This is a genomic window from Paraburkholderia sp. WS6, from assembly GCF_030464835.1.
In the GTDB taxonomy this organism is placed as follows: Bacteria; Pseudomonadota; Gammaproteobacteria; order Burkholderiales; family Burkholderiaceae; genus Paraburkholderia; species Paraburkholderia madseniana.
The window spans coordinates 1-16,098 of the sequence record NZ_JALQCK010000030.1; the positions used below are offsets into that span (position 1 = coordinate 1).

Annotated in this window: 15 protein-coding genes and 2 pseudogenes; 6 read left to right on the forward strand and 11 right to left on the reverse strand. The window is 60.8% G+C overall.

All coding sequences use genetic code 11. The features are described 5' to 3' along the window. Positions 1 to 151: 151 nt before the first annotated feature. Genes M0D64_RS29330 through M0D64_RS29340 form a run of 3 tightly spaced genes read right to left on the reverse strand, consistent with a single transcriptional unit; the run spans position 152 to position 3,586 of the window. Positions 152 to 958 (reverse strand): sulfite exporter TauE/SafE family protein, encoded by an 807-nt coding sequence (locus tag M0D64_RS29330; RefSeq protein ID WP_154566611.1) that lies wholly within the window; start codon positions 956 to 958, stop codon positions 152 to 154. A 33-nt stretch (positions 959 to 991) separates the two neighbouring features. Continuing rightward, positions 992 to 2,659 carry a bifunctional protein tyrosine phosphatase family protein/NAD(P)/FAD-dependent oxidoreductase gene (locus M0D64_RS29335; protein WP_266260330.1) on the reverse strand — a complete coding sequence of 556 codons (1,668 nt, stop codon included), beginning with the start codon at positions 2,657 to 2,659 and terminating at the stop codon, positions 992 to 994. A 39-nt stretch (positions 2,660 to 2,698) separates the two neighbouring features. Beyond that, on the reverse strand, positions 2,699 to 3,586 hold the full coding sequence (locus tag M0D64_RS29340) for an MBL fold metallo-hydrolase (protein WP_266260331.1): 888 nt from the start codon (positions 3,584 to 3,586) through the stop codon (positions 2,699 to 2,701). A gap of 291 nt (positions 3,587 to 3,877) precedes the next feature. Here M0D64_RS29340 and M0D64_RS29345 point away from each other — a divergent pair, with 291 nt between their 5' ends. Beyond that, positions 3,878 to 5,218 carry a sigma-54-dependent Fis family transcriptional regulator gene (locus M0D64_RS29345; protein ID WP_154566619.1) on the forward strand — a complete coding sequence of 447 codons (1,341 nt, stop codon included), beginning with the start codon at positions 3,878 to 3,880 and terminating at the stop codon, positions 5,216 to 5,218. A gap of 390 nt (positions 5,219 to 5,608) precedes the next feature. On the opposite strand, the gene catB is transcribed toward M0D64_RS29345, so the two are convergent. Then, a complete protein-coding gene (catB, locus tag M0D64_RS29350) occupies positions 5,609 to 6,199 on the reverse strand; it encodes a type B chloramphenicol O-acetyltransferase (protein WP_266260332.1) in 591 nt (196 codons plus the stop codon). Between the two features lie 73 nt (positions 6,200 to 6,272). Then, positions 6,273 to 6,719 (reverse strand): hypothetical protein, encoded by a 447-nt coding sequence (locus M0D64_RS29355; RefSeq protein WP_266260333.1) that lies wholly within the window; start codon positions 6,717 to 6,719, stop codon positions 6,273 to 6,275. Between the two features lie 1,159 nt (positions 6,720 to 7,878). Here M0D64_RS29355 and M0D64_RS29360 point away from each other — a divergent pair. From M0D64_RS29360 to M0D64_RS29370, 3 genes and pseudogenes are all read left to right on the forward strand, one after another. Then, complete coding sequence (locus tag M0D64_RS29360; RefSeq protein WP_266260334.1) at positions 7,879 to 8,328, forward strand: ester cyclase; 450 nt, start codon at positions 7,879 to 7,881, stop codon at positions 8,326 to 8,328. A gap of 499 nt (positions 8,329 to 8,827) precedes the next feature. Further along, positions 8,828 to 9,545, forward strand: a pseudogene (locus M0D64_RS29365) (transposase). An 82-nt stretch (positions 9,546 to 9,627) separates the two neighbouring features. Continuing rightward, on the forward strand, positions 9,628 to 9,828 hold the full coding sequence (locus M0D64_RS29370; protein WP_266260335.1) for a hypothetical protein: 201 nt from the start codon (positions 9,628 to 9,630) through the stop codon (positions 9,826 to 9,828). A 264-nt stretch (positions 9,829 to 10,092) separates the two neighbouring features. On the opposite strand, the gene M0D64_RS29375 is transcribed toward M0D64_RS29370, so the two are convergent. Together M0D64_RS29375 and M0D64_RS29380 are read right to left on the reverse strand one after the other, a co-directional pair. After that, positions 10,093 to 10,260 carry a hypothetical protein gene (locus tag M0D64_RS29375; protein ID WP_154563941.1) on the reverse strand — a complete coding sequence of 56 codons (168 nt, stop codon included), beginning with the start codon at positions 10,258 to 10,260 and terminating at the stop codon, positions 10,093 to 10,095. Between the two features lie 838 nt (positions 10,261 to 11,098). Next, on the reverse strand, positions 11,099 to 11,938 hold the full coding sequence (locus M0D64_RS29380; RefSeq protein WP_266260337.1) for a hypothetical protein: 840 nt from the start codon (positions 11,936 to 11,938) through the stop codon (positions 11,099 to 11,101). A 185-nt stretch (positions 11,939 to 12,123) separates the two neighbouring features. On the opposite strand from M0D64_RS29380, the gene M0D64_RS29385 reads away from it, so the two are divergent. Further along, complete coding sequence (locus M0D64_RS29385) at positions 12,124 to 12,480, forward strand: STAS/SEC14 domain-containing protein (protein ID WP_154563939.1); 357 nt, start codon at positions 12,124 to 12,126, stop codon at positions 12,478 to 12,480. Positions 12,481 to 12,529: 49 nt separating this feature from the next. On the opposite strand, the gene M0D64_RS29390 is transcribed toward M0D64_RS29385, so the two are convergent. Together M0D64_RS29390 and M0D64_RS29395 are read right to left on the reverse strand one after the other, a co-directional pair. Then, positions 12,530 to 12,874: a DoxX family protein gene (locus M0D64_RS29390; RefSeq protein WP_266260339.1), complete on the reverse strand. Its 345-nt coding sequence runs from the start codon at positions 12,872 to 12,874 to the stop codon at positions 12,530 to 12,532. 2 nt (positions 12,875 to 12,876) lie between these two features. Beyond that, the gene (locus tag M0D64_RS29395; RefSeq protein WP_266260340.1) at positions 12,877 to 13,800 is read right to left on the reverse strand and encodes an NAD-dependent epimerase/dehydratase family protein; all 924 of its coding nucleotides are present in this window, start codon (positions 13,798 to 13,800) and stop codon (positions 12,877 to 12,879) included. A 127-nt stretch (positions 13,801 to 13,927) separates the two neighbouring features. Here M0D64_RS29395 and M0D64_RS29400 point away from each other — a divergent pair, with 127 nt between their 5' ends. Continuing rightward, positions 13,928 to 14,533, forward strand: a complete 606-nt coding sequence (locus M0D64_RS29400) for a TetR/AcrR family transcriptional regulator (protein WP_154563935.1) — start codon at positions 13,928 to 13,930, stop codon at positions 14,531 to 14,533. 135 nt (positions 14,534 to 14,668) lie between these two features. On the opposite strand, the pseudogene M0D64_RS29405 reads toward M0D64_RS29400, so the two are convergent. Beyond that, positions 14,669 to 14,950: pseudogene (locus M0D64_RS29405) on the reverse strand (ornithine cyclodeaminase family protein); the annotation flags it as partial. Between the two features lie 104 nt (positions 14,951 to 15,054). Further along, positions 15,055 to 16,062 carry a trans-3-hydroxy-L-proline dehydratase gene (lhpH, locus tag M0D64_RS29410; protein ID WP_266260341.1) on the reverse strand — a complete coding sequence of 336 codons (1,008 nt, stop codon included), beginning with the start codon at positions 16,060 to 16,062 and terminating at the stop codon, positions 15,055 to 15,057. Between the last annotated feature and the right edge of the window lie 36 nt (positions 16,063 to 16,098).

The following is a 16,098-nucleotide window of genomic DNA, read 5'->3' on the forward strand; positions in this document are numbered from 1 at the left end:
CCTGACCTCCAGCGTCAGACCGTAGCCCCTACCGCGCGAGCGGTTTAGTCCTTCGACCCGATTGAGACCTTGAGGTGAGTTTCCCAAGCGTCCGTTCCGAAGTTGACATGATACGATCGACTGCCACACTTCTAATGTGTCGGCGCCAGGGTCACCTACCCAGTGCGGCTTTTGCCATCAGGCCGAGCGCCACACAGATCAACACGCCTCCGAAACCTATCTGTACGTGCTGCGCGGAGAGACGGTGCGAGGCCAGCCGCCCGGCCACCATGCCGGCCGCTGTCGCCACGCTGAACCACAGCGTCAGCTCGAGCGGTAGCGGCGCGCCGTGCAGGATCGTCGCGACGACACCGCCGCTGCCGACCAGCGCGATCACCATCAGTGACGTGGCGACAATGCCATGCATCGACACGTTGGTCACTTTGCGCAGCAAAGGCACGATGATGAAGCCGCCGCCCACGCCGAGTAGTCCCGTCATCAGCCCGGTCAGCGCGCCGGTTGCAGCGAGTGCGGCCCCGGTGGTCCACGACCAGATCAGCCGGCCGGTATCGGGGTTCATGCGACCGACGCAAAGCCGTGAATCTGCACGGTCCGGCCGCCCGCGCCGCAAAGCCTGTGACAACAGCCTTCCGGCCACCACCAGCATGACGGTGGCAAACAGCGCCAATAGCACGCGTTGCGGTAACGCGTGGGCAAGGCGCACGCCGAGCGAGGTCAGCGGCACACCCGCTGCGGCCATGAACAGCGCGGCGCGGTAACGGACGAGCCGCTGCCGGAATGCTTCAAGCGCGCCGATCGCAGCGCTGCCCGCCACGGCAACCAGCGCAACTGGCGTCGCCTGCTGCATCGGCCAGCCCATGCCGGCCACCAGTGCCGGAACTGCGAGGATGCCGCCACCCGCGCCGGTCAGGCCGAGCACCGCGCCAACGATGGCGCCGAGGATAAGTGAAGTCAGCATGAGGAATCCGATAGGTTGTGAGCCACCGCTGCGTTAGCCCACGAGTTCAGGCTGCGCCAGCCACTCGCGCCCCTTGAGCATCCCCTGCCAGTAAAGCGGCGGCAGGATGCGCTCCTTCAGCAACCACGCGAGTCGCGACGGGTGCTTGCCGTCGATCAGCCAGGTCGGCAGCGTCGGCGCGACCTTCCCGCCATAGAGGAATTCCGCGAGCACGATCTTGCCGCGTTCGACGGTCAGCGGGCATGATCCATAACCGTCGTATGCTGCCTCGCCCCGGACCTTGCCGAGGGCGGCAAGCACGTTGTGGGCGACGACTGGTGCCTGCTTGCGTGCGGCGGCGGCGGTTTTCGCATTTGGCGTGTTCGCGGCATCGCCGAGCGCGAAGACGTTTGAGTAGGTCTTGTGGCGCAGCGTCGCCTGGTCGACATCGACCCAGCCCGCCTTATCGGCCAGCGAACTGACTCGGATGAAGTCCGGTGCCTTCTGTGGTGGTACCACGTGGATCATGTCGAACTCACTGGTCACCGATTCCACGCTGCCGTTCTCGAGTGTGCGCCTGAATATCGCGCGCTTGGCCGGCCCGTCTATCGCACTCAGGTTGAAGCCGAAGTTCAGCGCGATGTCGTAACGCCTGACGTATTCCATCAATGCCGGGACATAGTCGGCCACGCCGAACAACACAGCCCCGGCATTGAAGAACTGGACATCTATCTGCTCGAGCCGGCCTGAACGCCGCCAGTGATCCGAGGACAGATACATCGCCTTTTGCGGCGCCCCGGCGCATTTGATCGGCATCGGCGGCTGGGTGAACAGCGCGCGGCCGCCCCTGAGCTCGCGCACGAGCTGCCAGGTATAGGGAGCAAGATCGTAGCGATAGTTGGACGTCACGCCGTTCTGGCCAAGGGTTTCCGGCAACCCGTCGATAGCATGCCAGTCCAGCTTCAGTCCCGGACAAACGATGAGCTGCCTGTAGCTCACCACCCGGCATCCTTCGAGAACAACCGAATTCTTTTCCGGCTCGAACGCAGCCACCGCGGCCTTGATCCAGTGCACCTTGCGCGGGAGCACGGCGGCCATCTCGCGGGCGGTGGTCTCGGGATCGAACACACCGGCTCCGACCATGGTCCAACCTGGCTGGTAATAGTGGACGTCGGCGGGGTCGATGATGGCGATGTCGAGGTTGCGCTCGCGCGCGAGCAAGCTCGCGGCTGCCGCCACGCCGGCGGCGCCTGCGCCGATGATCACAATGTCGTGACTGGCCACGGCGACTTCGACGGGAACCTTGCCGCCGTTGGCGATACGCCGCGCCAGCGCAGACAGATCATAGCCTGCTGCCCTGGCAGCGGCGACGATGTCCGGCAACGCCCGGCGAGGCGCTTCGGACAGCGCCCACAGCGTCGCGGCACGCATCCCGGTGCGGCAATAGGCGAGCACCGGCTTCGGCAGTGCCTGCATCAGTTCGCCGAACTGCGCAGCCTCGCCATCGCCGACCTTGCCGGACTCGATTGGCAGGTAGTGGGTCTCGATACCCTGTTCACGGGCCGCCGCCTCGATCTCGCTAAAGTTGGGCTGGTCGGAACCTTCGCCATCGGGGCGATTGCAGACGACGGCGCGGAAGCCAGCGTCCGCGATCGCACGCAGGTCGGATGCGGCAATCTGTTGTGATACCGCCAGTTCAGCCGTCAGTTTCTTGATGTCCATCGACTTCTCCTGTTGCTTCTACTCGCTAGGTGCACCGGCTCAGATTGCGTTGAGGGGAATCTTGAGATACGGCACTCCGTTATCTTCCGGATCGGGCATATGTCCGGCGCGCATGTTGACCTGCACCGACGGCAGCATCAGCACCGGCATGTTGAGCGTCGCGTCGCGCGCGGTGCGCATCGCAACGAAGGATTCCTCGCTGATACCGTTGCGTATATGGACGTTGTGTTCGCGCTCCTCGGCTACCGTGCTGACAAACTGCAAAGGCCGCCCGCCTGGCTGGTAGTCGTGGCACATGTGCAGCTTCGTGTCCGCCGGCAGGCTCAACACCTTGTTGATTGACCGGTAGAGCGTACGGGCGTCGCCGCCGGGAAAGTCGCAGCGCGCGGTGCCGTAGTCGGGCATGAACAGGGTGTCCCCGACAAAGGCTGCGGTCTGCGCGCCGTCGCTCACCACAAAGGTCATGCAGGCCGGCGTATGGCCCGGGGTATGGATGGCGCGCGCCTGTAACGCTCCGACGGCGAATGTTTCGCCGTCGGAGAGCAGGTGATCGAACTGGCTGCCATCGTGCGCGAATCTCGAGCCGGCGTTGAAAAGCTTGCCGAACACGTCTTGTACCTGTGTCACCTGCGCGCCGATCGCAATCGTTCCGCCGAGTCTTTCCTTGAGGTAGGGCGCGGCGGACAGATGGTCGGCGTGCACGTGGGTTTCGAGAAGCCACTGGACCTTCGCGCCAAGTTCGTGAACGCGCGAGATGAGCTTGTCGGCTGTCGTCGTGGAGGTCCGGCCTGACTTCGGGTCAAAATCAAGGACGCTGTCGATGAGTGCACAGTCGCCCGTGCGGATATCCAGCAACAGGTAGCTGATCGTCCAGGTGCCGGGGTCGAAGAAGCCTTCGACCTGCATAGGGCTCGTGGTATTCAACATCCTCTCCTCAAAAAATGGGGCTTCCAATGCGGCAGGGTCGGGGCAATCAGTACAAGAACCGTGCCATCGTCATTCCCATCTGATTTAAGGCATATAGGCTGTTGATTTTAATCAATATTTTTATCTACTCGGATTGGACGATGCCGTCCTCGGACGGCCAGCAGCGAGCGAAGACTGCCAGTTCTGGCAGTCAGATGGCAGTTATGGCAGTGCCGACGTATAGTGAGGTTTACCGGAGCCGCCGCCGTGAAATCCCCAAAGTCATTCATACCGATCACGCCCGTCGCGACGATGCCGGACGAACCGCCTCGAGCGCTGGATGTCGATGCACTCGTGTCATATCTGGAGCACGACGCTCAACCGATGATCGTGCTCGATCCCGAGTACCGCATCCTTGCCGCCAACACCGCTTATCAACGTCAGTTCGGCGTCGCCAGCCAGCCTCACCTCGGCCGCAAGTGCTACCAGGTTTCGCATCACTACGACGTCCCTTGCGATCAGGCGGGCGAGCACTGTCCGATGAAACGGGCATTTGAACTGCGCGGTCCCGACCGCGTGCTGCATATTCATCACACGCCTCGCGGGCCGGAGCATGTCGATGTAGAGTTGCGGCCGATTTTCAATGCACAGCGGGAGGTGGTGGCATACGTCGAGCGGCTCTCGACGGTGCGCGGCGCATCCGCCAAGCCGAGCGCGGAAGGCCTGGTCGGGCGCTCGACGGCGTTCAACGCGGCGATCTCGGCGCTGCATCGCGTCGCGCCTTCGATGCTGCCGGTCCTGCTCCTCGGAGAGTCCGGCACCGGCAAGGAACTGTTCGCGCGCGCCCTTCATGAGGCAAGCGAGCGAGCGCAACACCCATTTGTCGTTGTCGAGTGCTCCGGCATCACGGAGGCCTTGTTCGAGACCGAACTCTTCGGCTATGAAAAGGGGGCGTTCACTGGCGCAGCCGCGCGCAAACCGGGTCTCGTCGAGACCGCGCAAGGCGGAACGCTGTTTCTCGACGAAATCGGCGATGTGCCACTGTCAATGCAGGTCAAGCTGCTGCGGCTCATCGAGTCCGGCACGTTCCGCCGGGTCGGCGGCATCGAGACCTTGCGCGCGGATTTCCGACTCGTGGCAGCGACGCACAAACCGGTGCGGGAAATGATCGACGACGGCCGGTTCCGCCAGGACCTCTACTACCGCATCAGTGCATTTCCGATTCACCTGCCGGCGGTGCGCGAGCGCCCCGACGATATCGCGCTGCTCGTCGAATCAATACTCCAGCGTATCGATAGCACACAAGGCATTGCGGGCCGCAAGTTCAGCATTGCATCGGACGCGCTCGCGAGGCTCCATGCCTATTCCTGGCCGGGTAATATCCGGGAACTGCGCAACGTGCTCGACCGCGCCTGCCTGTTGGCCGACGACGGGGTGATCCGGATCGAACATCTGCCGGATGACATGGTGGCGGCGGAGTCGGCGCATCTGGGCAACAGCACGGGCTCACCCTCATTTTCGACACGCGGCGAGCTTACGGATCGTGAGCTTGTACGGTTCGCAGAGGAGTTCTCCGGGACACGCAGCGCGCTCGCTCAACACCTCGGGATGAGTGAACGCACGCTGTATCGTCGACTAAAGACGCGAAGGTGACTGGGCGGGAGGCAAGTCGGGTTTCGATAGACGGTGACAGTGGGGCAGGAAATGCCGGCGCCAACAATGACGTAATGATCATTGCGCTACACCTCGACTATCCGAAAGAAAGTCGGCGATCGCGTGCGACCACAATTCCGATGCACGCCTGGCATCTCATCAACCAAGATCCTCGATTTGCGGGACACGGTTGCGCCGACGTGACAAGCCTCGAACGCACGGTATTACGGTGGGTGTCTCATGTCGCCGCCGAACCGGCCAGTCACCAACGCTACGTGGCTGACCGTAACTGGCCGGTCACTGCCTCATGCGTTCGGCATGTCTCGACCCCGAGGCGACGGGGCGCGTTGTCCAACGCGGGCAATCAAAGGCACTGCCGCGAGCGCTGCATCAGCGTCCGGACAGCGATGATTCCCGCCAGTGCTCATACAGTGCTGCGATATCAGTCGAGCAGAACAACTTCATCGACTCGCCAATCTGTTCGAGCGGCCAGTCCCACCAGTTCATCTCTAGAAGCATTTCAATTTCGCCGTCCGAAAACCGCTTTCGAATCGGCTTCGCTGGATTCCCGCCGACGACCGTATAGGGCTCTACATTCTTCGTTACGAGAGCGCGACTTCCGATCACAGCACCATGACCAATGTGGACGCCTGGCATAATCATCGCCTCGGAACCGATCCAGACATCGCTCCCGACGATCGTGTCGCCGGCAGGTTCGAATGCGTCACAGGCGTCGGCAAACGCAGGCTCTTCCTGCATGTAGAAAAACGGAAATGTGGTGACCCAATCGTTCCGGTGCCCTTGATTGCCCGCCATCATGAACGTGGCGCCACTTCCGATGGAGCAGAAGCTACCGATGATCAGCCGGTCCCCGACTTTGCGATCTGACCCAAGGTAGCGTGCACAGTCATCGAACGGGTGTCCGTGGGAGTAACCAGAGTAGTAGCTGTAACGCCCCACGATGATGTTGGGATTGGTCACTGGACAGCGTCAAGCAGGACGTCCGGTTTACCGACAACCATCTTGGCCGGTCGGCCGAGGTGATTGTCGCTGTTTAGTTGGGCATGGTTGTCGCTCCGTTCGGATTGTCAGCGGGTAATTGACGGCGTCGCTCCTTCTGTTTGTCGCTGGCTGTCGGTTCGCCTGCTCGTTGTGCCACCTCTTCCGCAAGCAGGTTCGCTGCGTGGCGTGCCGTGATGCGGCTTTGCGGAACGCCCTTCGCATCGAGCGCAATCACCTTGTACAACTCGCGGTCGCATTCGAGTTCCTGCTGATATTGCTCAGCCGTGTCCACCAGCAATTCAAGAAGCGTTTGACGACGCCGTCTTTCCTCAAGCGTGATGGAAGGATTCCTACATATCGAGGACGCAAGTGTGATCAAGGTATCCAGTTGAGTCAGGTGCCGGTCGCATAAATCGAAGGCGGACAGCGCAAGCTTTTCGTACTGGATTGCGTCGACAGGCGGACGTGAAGCGGGTTGATTTTTTGTGGACTTGCTCATGGTGCGATCTCCCTGTTACTTCCTGGATCGCCCGACACTCGCTTGAGAAGGGGTGAGCGGGCACGAAGCGGGTTAGCAGACCGGGACACAAACAAACCGGCGAGCCTTGCGGCTCCCCACCACGGCCCGCCCATTGAAATATAGACGTGCAGAGGTAGACGCACGCCCCGCGTGAGCGGGTGTGCGGTTTGTGTCGCAGGCTGCTAAACCTGGTCACCGGGTGTTTCCCGACGACTTGGTAATTATAAGGGAGACCACCGAGGTTGACTTCAACCTTGTAGGCTAAATGTTTGATTTGGCCGAATGGATAAGAGGAGATAGGACGAGGGTGGCGTGTGTTTGACCGAGGCCGCCATTCGCCCATCGGCGCTAGCCCTTCCGCTAACTGCCACTGACTGGACGTTCGTCGTCCCGCCGCACGAACACCCGATTCCAGCTTCAACGAACGCGCACTTTCGCCCCGTTTGAGTCACCCAGAACTCGCCTCCCGCTGTCCGTTTTCGCAGCGGCATGAGACCTTCGCCGAAGACTCATCGGCTCCGCACGGCGCCACAGGGATTTTGGGAACAACGTCTACCGTTTGGGAGGGGAGTTCTGTTTCGACAGGTTCGATGATGGCAACCAGACCAGTCTCCAATCTGGCATGGCGTTCGAACAAGGCGAGAAGTTCAGGGCGCAGTCCGTCGCCGCGTTGTGCTGCAAGAGCGTGAAGCGAGAGAAATGGCAACATGGTCGAACTCCAGTCGATGAAAGGCAGGCGAGCGCGATGACGATGAAAGAATTGGCATGTCGGGCGCCTGCGAGATAAGTGTGGTTCGGACGCGCCGCGCGTCGTCCGCCGACCTCGGCTAGTGCGGGATCGAATGCTCAAGCTAGCGCAGCAGATCGGTACGGGCACTCCGTTTCTTGCTGTTCAATTGCGATGAACGTAGAGCCACGCTTAACGCGCACAGTTATGCGGTTTTGTCGCCTTTGACCGCCGGCGCGGTTGCCTACGAACGGCACGCAATAGTGACCATAGTCATCACAAGCCGCATGGCCGTTCTTCGAGTATTGCAGCAAGAAACGGGGGGCTACTGACTGCTCGCGCCAATATTGTTCAGGCAGAGAGGCGCGATCGTGCATCTCTCTTTCAACCACAGTCAATGAGGAATTCACCATGTCCAAGGAAGATGACAACAAGGCCATCGTCGGCCGCTGGTTCACCGATTTCTGGGGCAAGACCTGCAACCTCGACATCGTCGACGAGCTTGCCGCTCCTGACATGCTTCTGCGCTACTCGCTGCACGAGCCGCGCCGTGGCCGCGAGGACATCAAGGCATTCATGACCGATTTCCGCGAAGCATTCCCGGATCTCAACTTCTGGGGCGCCGCTGATCTCATCGCCGAGGGGGACTATGTAGTCGGTCGTTGGGAAGGTGGCGGCACGCATACCGGTCCGGCATTCAGCGATTTCCTCATTGGATCGTTGCCGGCTGCGACCGGACGGAAAATGCGCTTCACTGGCACGACTGTGCTCCAGCTAAAAGACGGCAGGATCGTTGAAGAAATCGGCCTGGACGACGGCGTGACCGCTCTGCAGCAACTCGGACTCATCAAAACAGCGTGATCGAAGGCACGATCCGTCCGATTTGTTTGCGCAACGCCATGTGCATCTAACGCTACAACGGGCCGGGTATCCCCCTGCCCGTTGTAGCCCGTGACGCCAACCGCGAAGGGATTGGAAACGATCGTTATCGTTCGGATACCTACCGATAAAATTCGCAAACCACATTACGCTGGGCTTTGACCGGTTCAGGTGGGACGCGAATGGAGACCATGGCGCTTCGACCGCCGCTCCGTCGTGCTGCTTGATGTATTGGTGCCGGATGACGCGCAGGCAAAGCACCTGGAGGGGTATAGCGCGGCGCTGCTATTCAGCGGCGGCATAAAACAGATGTTTGTAGCGATCGGCAAATCAGCGAAAAGAGGCCGGAAAAAAGGCCTATTCGTGATGCAAACGCACGCACATGACCGATAGAATTTCGTCCTATACACACGTGACGCACTGTCGCGCGTTCGAGATCTGTCGGATCGCTTTCTCACATCGGATTTCTGGTTAATTCAGCATGGCACGGCTTGCACGGCACTACGTCCCAGAACAACCGCAGCACGTTATCTTGCAGGGGCTCACGGGGCCCGCATTCCTGGACGAAGGAGACTACCTGTACTTCCTCGCCTGCCTGGCAGACGCAGCGCGCGTCGCCGATCTGGCAGTCCACGCATGGGTGCTCATGCCTGACGCGATACAGTTCCTCGTCACGCCTTCATACGAGTCGAGCGTGCCCGTGGCGATGCAAGCGGTCGGCCGTCGCTATGTCGAGACCTTCAACCGCCGCCATGGACGCCGCGGTGCGGTGTGGCGTGGCGAGTACCGGGCAACAGTGATTGAGCCCGATCGATATTTCCTGCTCGCGAGCCAGGTCATCGATCATGCGCCGGTGCGCAACCGCCTTGTAGCCGAGCCGGGAAACTATCAATGGTCTAGCTACACGCACCACATCGGGCTGCGTGTCGATAACTTCATCAAGGACCATCCACTCTACCGGGCGCTCGGCAATACGCCGTTCGAGCGCCACCAGGCTTACCGCGATTTGGGCGTACAGCCTCTTGACGAACGCGAGGTCAATGACCTGATGCAGTCGACGCTCAAGGGCTGGGTGCTCGGCAGCGCCGCGTATTGCGAGTGGGCGGCCCAGACAGCCAACCGGCGTTTGATGCCCCTGCTGCTGCGCGACCGGCCGCCCCAAGGTTTGCACGACACGCGTCCTCGCACACGTGGGCTAACCAAAAGATAAACGAGCAAGGAAACCTTGCTTGTTTGAGAGGTGCTACGTCGGGAGATGGCGATGCCGTTCAATGAACTGATGTGGCTCACTTCACGCGGCATGTGGAGGGTACGCTCAGAGGTCTAGCCGAGCCACTTGCAAAGGCAAAAAAGAAAAATGCTCGTCGCGATGCGATTCATACGCTTTCGAGCATCGTCGGAGCCATCATTCTGGCTCGCGCGGTTGATGACCCTGAACTCTCGGAAGAGATTCTTCGTGAGGTGCGAGCGGCTCTGGACTAAATACGCGTCTATCAGGTGATGCCCAATTGAGCCGGCGATTGTCCCTTGTAACTCCTCTTCTTCACAGGAGTCCAACGAGACTGCAAACACGGTAGACGAGTTGATGTCCGCAGTGCAATGCATAGCCGACGTTAGAATGCCGGCGCAGGTGCAGTGACCAAGGACCACAGATGACCGGTCGCTGCCTGACGCGGACGGCTCGGTTCGACCCAACTTAGCCGTTGACCGATTGCGGTCGAGGGACGCGTCTAAGACTAGATCGAATTATTTTCGGGGTCGTCGCTCCCCAACTTCCCGATTCTCCGTCACGGCTCGGCGAACGGCTTCCAAAAGGTCGGGGCGCGCCTCGGGGTCGGGGACTTCGATCAGCTTGCGCGGAGCCTTGGCTTGGGGCTTCAGCGTCACACCGTAAAGTTTTTGCGGCGCAGTCATAATTCGTCTCCGGCTTCGATCACAGCTAATTCGGACGGCAGGCTCGGTCTTGCTTCTGGTTTCCGAAAATCACGCTTTCGGATCTTTACTGAGTAGGGAACTGTGGACTCCGTGCGTCGCGCGTCTCCAGGCTTCGTCGGCGCGTTGCTGGGCCGATTTCACGGTATATGCAACCCCTTGCTTGCCTTTCGGCGCTGGCGAAAACGTCGAAGTCAGACCGGAAAATGTCCGGCGGATAGTCTTGCTCACCATGGCACGCTCCGAGTTTGTGTCGGAATGATAAGTCTAGGTCTTTACGCGCAACTCGCGATACTGTACGTTTATACAGTGTCTTGGGGAGTCCACTATGGACGCGAGAGAACGCCTCAAGCGAAACCGCGCCCGTACGATCACGTTGCGCCAAGCGAGTCCGCGTCAATCCACTACGCCCTTAAGAGAGTGCTATTGGGAATCAGGGAAGCTCGCGGATTGTCCGCAGCCTTCGGCATTAGCAACGAGAGCCACGCGCATTGGAGCCGGTGGAGCGTGTCCAGTACGAACAGGAGGCGCTCGTCCGTCGGGAGGGTTGAAATGACCGATAAGCTGCGACGGCAACTCCGTGAAGTTGAGCAAGCCCTGGTGACGCTTGAAGGCGTGATTGCAGTGCGAAGGGAGTACATTTCGCTGCTTCAGCGTTTGGGATCTCGTGACAAGGAGCTAGCGTCCCTCGACGCGCTTATGACCGCCTGGTCACGTCTTCAGTCGCAGCGAGACTGTCTTGCCGCCGCTATCGCCAGCGGGGCAAGGTGACTAGTGTCGGGAGAGTTCATGCAGCCGCACGTGCTCCCGGAGAAGTCGATTACTTGGGCGGCGGCAGCGAAGGATCGAGCTTCGCCGATTCCTTGACGAGCTGATCCGTCATCGCGGCCGCGACCGGATTCGAGCCGGTGCCTGGCTTGGAGCTACGTTGGTCCGTGGTGACGCGAGCAGCTGACATATCCGGCGGAGGCAACGATGGATCGAGCTTCGCCGATTCCCTGACCAGTTCGTCCGTTTCCGGTGTCGCGCCTTGAGTCGTTATCGCGCGATGGTCCAAACCGTCTCGTCCACGCTGGGCGCGGTGCGCCGGAACCACCTTCGGCGCACCCGAGTCCTGCACGTTCACCGACGCGACGGCCGTCGACGGCGCCTGCTTCGGTTGTGCCTCCGGCTTCGGTTGCCCGGTGACTTGTGCGGCGGCCGGACTGGATGCGGGCGCGGCCGTCATGGGCGCAGGTGCTACTGCCAGAGCAGGAGCAGAAGCAGGCGCGGGAGCCACCGGCTCCTGCGCGATGGCAGTGCTTTTCGTGATCGCGCCGGACGGCTTCGATTGGTCGATGGTGCCTTCCGTCACCTGATCGCCGGCGCGCGAATCGACGACGGGAGGGTGTGCGGACTCATGCATGGCGGCCGTGACTTCTGCCATTGAGCGGCGGTCCGCCTGAAGGAGCATCAAGTACGTGGTCCCTGCTGCTACGAGCAGGAGCCCTCCAATAATCATCAAAATCTTTCGGGTATTCATCATACTTACTGACGGCTCCTGCAAACGACGTGAGCCAACCATGGTAAACCACTGATCACGGATTTCATCAGACGAATAACAGCAATGGCGGACCTGACGAGCAGGAATGGGCGAGCGATAAACCGAACGGCTGGCCATGCAGCGACACGTGTCGCACGGGCGGGAAGATGGTAACGGGGCGGGGCCGTCAGCGTACTCTAAACGGCGTTAAACCTAGCTAACCGAGCCGTGTGAAAGAGGGTATCGTGAAGAAATTATCGAACGCTAGGCTCATCCGCGCCGCGCCTGAGCGTGTAACGTCTCCCTAGTCAGGCGGTCTTGCCATGATCCTGTATCACACCGAGCCCGATTCCCCTGTCATCGAAATTTCCGTCGAAGGCAAAATCACCGACCACGATCTGCGCGAAGCCATTGAGCGCATGCGTGGTGATCTCGAACTGAACGGCAAGACCCGCGTGCTCGAACGCATCGAGAATTTCACCGGCATCGAGCCGAAGGCGCTGTGGACCGATATAACGCTCGGCGTTTCCGTGGCCCGCAAGGTCACGCGCGCCGCCGTGGTGGCCGATGCGGCCTGGATCCGTGCCTCGATGCATCTGGCGCGGTTCTTTACGAAGGCCGAAGTCAAGGCGTTCCACCTCAACGAGCTGGAGCAGGCGCGCGTCTGGATCAACACCTGAGCGCCGCCTGGTGGCGTCCCGGGCTCTCCCGTCTGGTGGCGAGCAAGCCTCAACCGCGGAGCACCACAGTAGCCACAACGAGAGCCGAGAAGATCAGCGCCGGGGCGAGATGCCCGAACGACTCCCGGTTTCGTAGCAACGTGAAGAGCACGGCGACCAGGATCGCACCGGCCAGCGTTAAGCCCAGGACTCTGGTTTGTTGTCCAAAAAGAAGTGCCGCACACAACAGCTCAAGCGCGCCACAGAGCAAATGAAACCATGCCGGGTAACCCCAGCGTGCGAAGTCGCGCTTCACCGCGCCGCGTCCTGTGAGATTGACCACCCCAGCAACCGCGAACAGAACCGCTACGATCATCGCGAGAATCGACTCGTAAGATGCACTATTCCACGCCATGGTCATGCTCCGTTGATTTGCTGAAAGTGCTTTTGTACAGAGAGGTCCGCAATCAGGCCGGGGCCATGGGGCTGCCACGCAAGAACTTGCCGGGCATGGTGGCCGCTTACTGTCTGATCGAGCGCCAGTGCGTCCGCGAACGGTCCAAGCGATTTGCGAGCATCGTCGAGCGGCCAGGGTTCGACGCGATCGGCGCCGACCGAGGCCCGAATCGCTTCGCCCATTTCGGCAACGGCAACGGCATCTTCCGCGACCACGTTGAAGATCTGTCCCGCGACTCGACCGTCCCCACTTGCCGCCCGCTCCACCGCGCTCAGGTAGGCCGTGGCGAGATCATCGACGTGAACGGCAGGCCAGTGGTTGCGACCATCGCCAACGATCCTCACACTGCCGGTCTGACGGACCATGCCGGCAAGCATGCCGAAGATGCCGCCGCCGTAGCCGTGCACCATCGCCGGCCTGAGGATCACTGCAGCAATCGATCGGCGTGCTGCTAGCGCCAGCACCTGTTGCTCCACTGCGGGCCGCCAGGCGATGAGTGATGTCGGGTTCAGCGCCGATGCTTCAGTCGCGGGCTCCCCCTCCGTGTTGCCGTAGACCCAGGTGCCCGACGTATAGACAAACGCCGCGCCCGGATGCAAATGCGAAAGCATCGCTACAGCCGCGGCCTCATCAACCGCACCGGCGGAAGCATCGTTGGTCGACGCGGCGTGCACCACGCCATCAGCGGCACCGGCAGTCGCAGCGAAAGACTGTGGCTCACGCAGGTCGCCGGAATGCAGTGTCACACCGAGACGTGCCAGCGCGCTGGCGGCCGCCGAGCTGTCCTCGCGCACCAGCGCCGTCACCTGATGACCGAGGGTGATTGCCTTGCGCGCGACCGCTTGCCCGATGAAGCCAGTACCACCTGTAATGAACAGTTTCAAAGCGTTCTCCAATGATTGGCTGCGAAGTTGAAAAGTCATACAACGAGACTAGTCGGTCTCGTTTTGACGAATCTAAACGAGACTGACCAGTCTTGTCAACTACTCAACGATCTGTTATTTATCTCGCATGGACACTTCTTCTCTCCCCGGCCTGAGCCCGCTGCAATGCCGCAAGCGGTCTGCGATCCTCAACGGCGCGAAAACCGTTTTCTTGCGCGAGGGTTTCGGTTTGGCAACGATGGACGATGTCGCCGCAGCCGCTGGGGTCGGCAAACAGACGGTCTACCGCCACTTCAAGTCGAAGGAGGCGCTCTTCGTTGGTGTGGTGAGCGAGATGTGCGCTCAGGTGGGCGCGCTGCTTGCCAGCGCTCAGGGCGAGCAAACCGATGGCGCACCCGAAGTCGAGTTGCGCGCGTTGGGATGGTTGCTGGCACGAAGCCTTATCACGCTGGATAATCTGCGGCTTTACCGCGCCATCGTTGCTGAGGCCGAGCGTCTTCCGGAACTCGGCCAGGTGTTTTACGAAAATGGTGCAAAGGTCGTGCGTGCCTTCGCCGCAAAAATTCTGCGAAGGCGGTTTGACGAATCGACTGCTGCATTGCGGGCAGCGACATTCGTTCAGTTGGTGCTTGGCGACGCGTATCTGGAACTGTCAATTGGCTACGCGGTACCCAATGTTGAAGCACGCTTTGCGCCGCAGATTGACGAGGCGGTGGCGGCTGCACTTCGCTAAGGAGCGGCGCATAAGATGTCCAGCCGCTGCATGCGGAACGCAACAGCGTCTAGCCCGGGAAGCGAGACACCGCATGTCCGCTTCCGAGCAATCACTGTTCAACACGCGTTCCGCAGATTCCCCATCCTCGATTAACTAGGCCGCCGATCGACGCTCTGACACCGCGCTTTGCTCATCCACTGCACGCGCGTTCAGCCCCTCTTCCTGCCATTGCGCTGCGCATGCCCGTGCGGTCTGCGGATTGATGTTCCATACCTCGACGGACTCGAGCTGACGTACGCTGGCTATTGCTGGCCCAAGCAGACGTCCTACCCGGCCGGCACCGACCACGAGCAGCCGCGACGCGCCGGGGTTGGCTAGCAACTTGACGCCGAGCGCCGATGCGGCCGCGGTTCGTCGCGAGGTAATAGCGTCGCCACAAGCGAGGGCAGCGGAAGTAAGCGGCTGACCTCAGTGGAATCGATATTTATCATGACAGGTATTTAGCATTCAAAGATCCAGTAACCGTGTGCCAGCACCGCTCAACGTACCAGGAATCCATACTTGAGCGGATCGCGCTCGTCGATGACCCAGTTGGCGAATCCACAAACGTGGGCTGAGCCTTCGATCTCGGGAATCACTGCGGGGAATTCGCCGAGCTGCGTTTCGCCGACAACACGCGCACGAAACACCGTGCCGATGATCGATTCATTCACGAGTACGTCGTCTTGCCCGATCTCGCCACGCAGATACAGTTGCGCCACGCGGCCTGCGGTGCCCGAACCCGTCGGAGAACGGTCCACTTCCCGGTCCGCGAAAATGCAGCAGTTCGCCTGAGTGGATTCGGGAAATCTCGGCGCGCCGTGAATGATCGTGCCGTAGATATGATTGATTTCCGGAATCTGCGGATGCACAAGTGGAAACGCGAGGTTGGCAGCGATCTTCACTTCAGCACCGAATTGCTTGAGCACTTCGACCGACGACTCACGAATCGCGAGGCCGTGCGGCGCGCCGTCCGTGTAAAAATAGAACGCACCTCCGAATGCGATATCGCCTGTCACCGTCCCGTACGTCGGCGTCTCGACGCTCACGTCGCGCTTGTAAATGAACGATGGCACGTTAATGAATCGCACACCGTTGGCGTGCATGCCGTCCCATTTGACGAATGCTTCGATAAAACCACAAGGTGCGTCGATGCCAACCCGCGTCTCGGGCGATTCGCGCTGCACCCAGCCGAGCTCCACCGCAGCCGTTGCCAGCGCGATCACGCCATGTCCGCAGTGGTCGCTATATCCTTCGTTGTGCAGGAAGATGATGCCGAAGTCGGCCGTGGGTGAAACGGGCGGCGTGAGATAGCCCCCGTACATGTCCGCGTGTCCGCGGGGTTCGAACATCAGGGCCTGGCGAATATTGTCCGCATGTTCGCGAACCCAGGCACGGCGCTCCACGATCGAGTTGCCCTGCAGGCGGGGAAGGCCCGAGGTGACGATCCGGAACGGCTCTCCGCCGGTATGGACTTCGACGGTACTGATTGTGCGACTGACCTGCATATCCTTATATCCTCCACGTGATGTCTGCGCGCCACT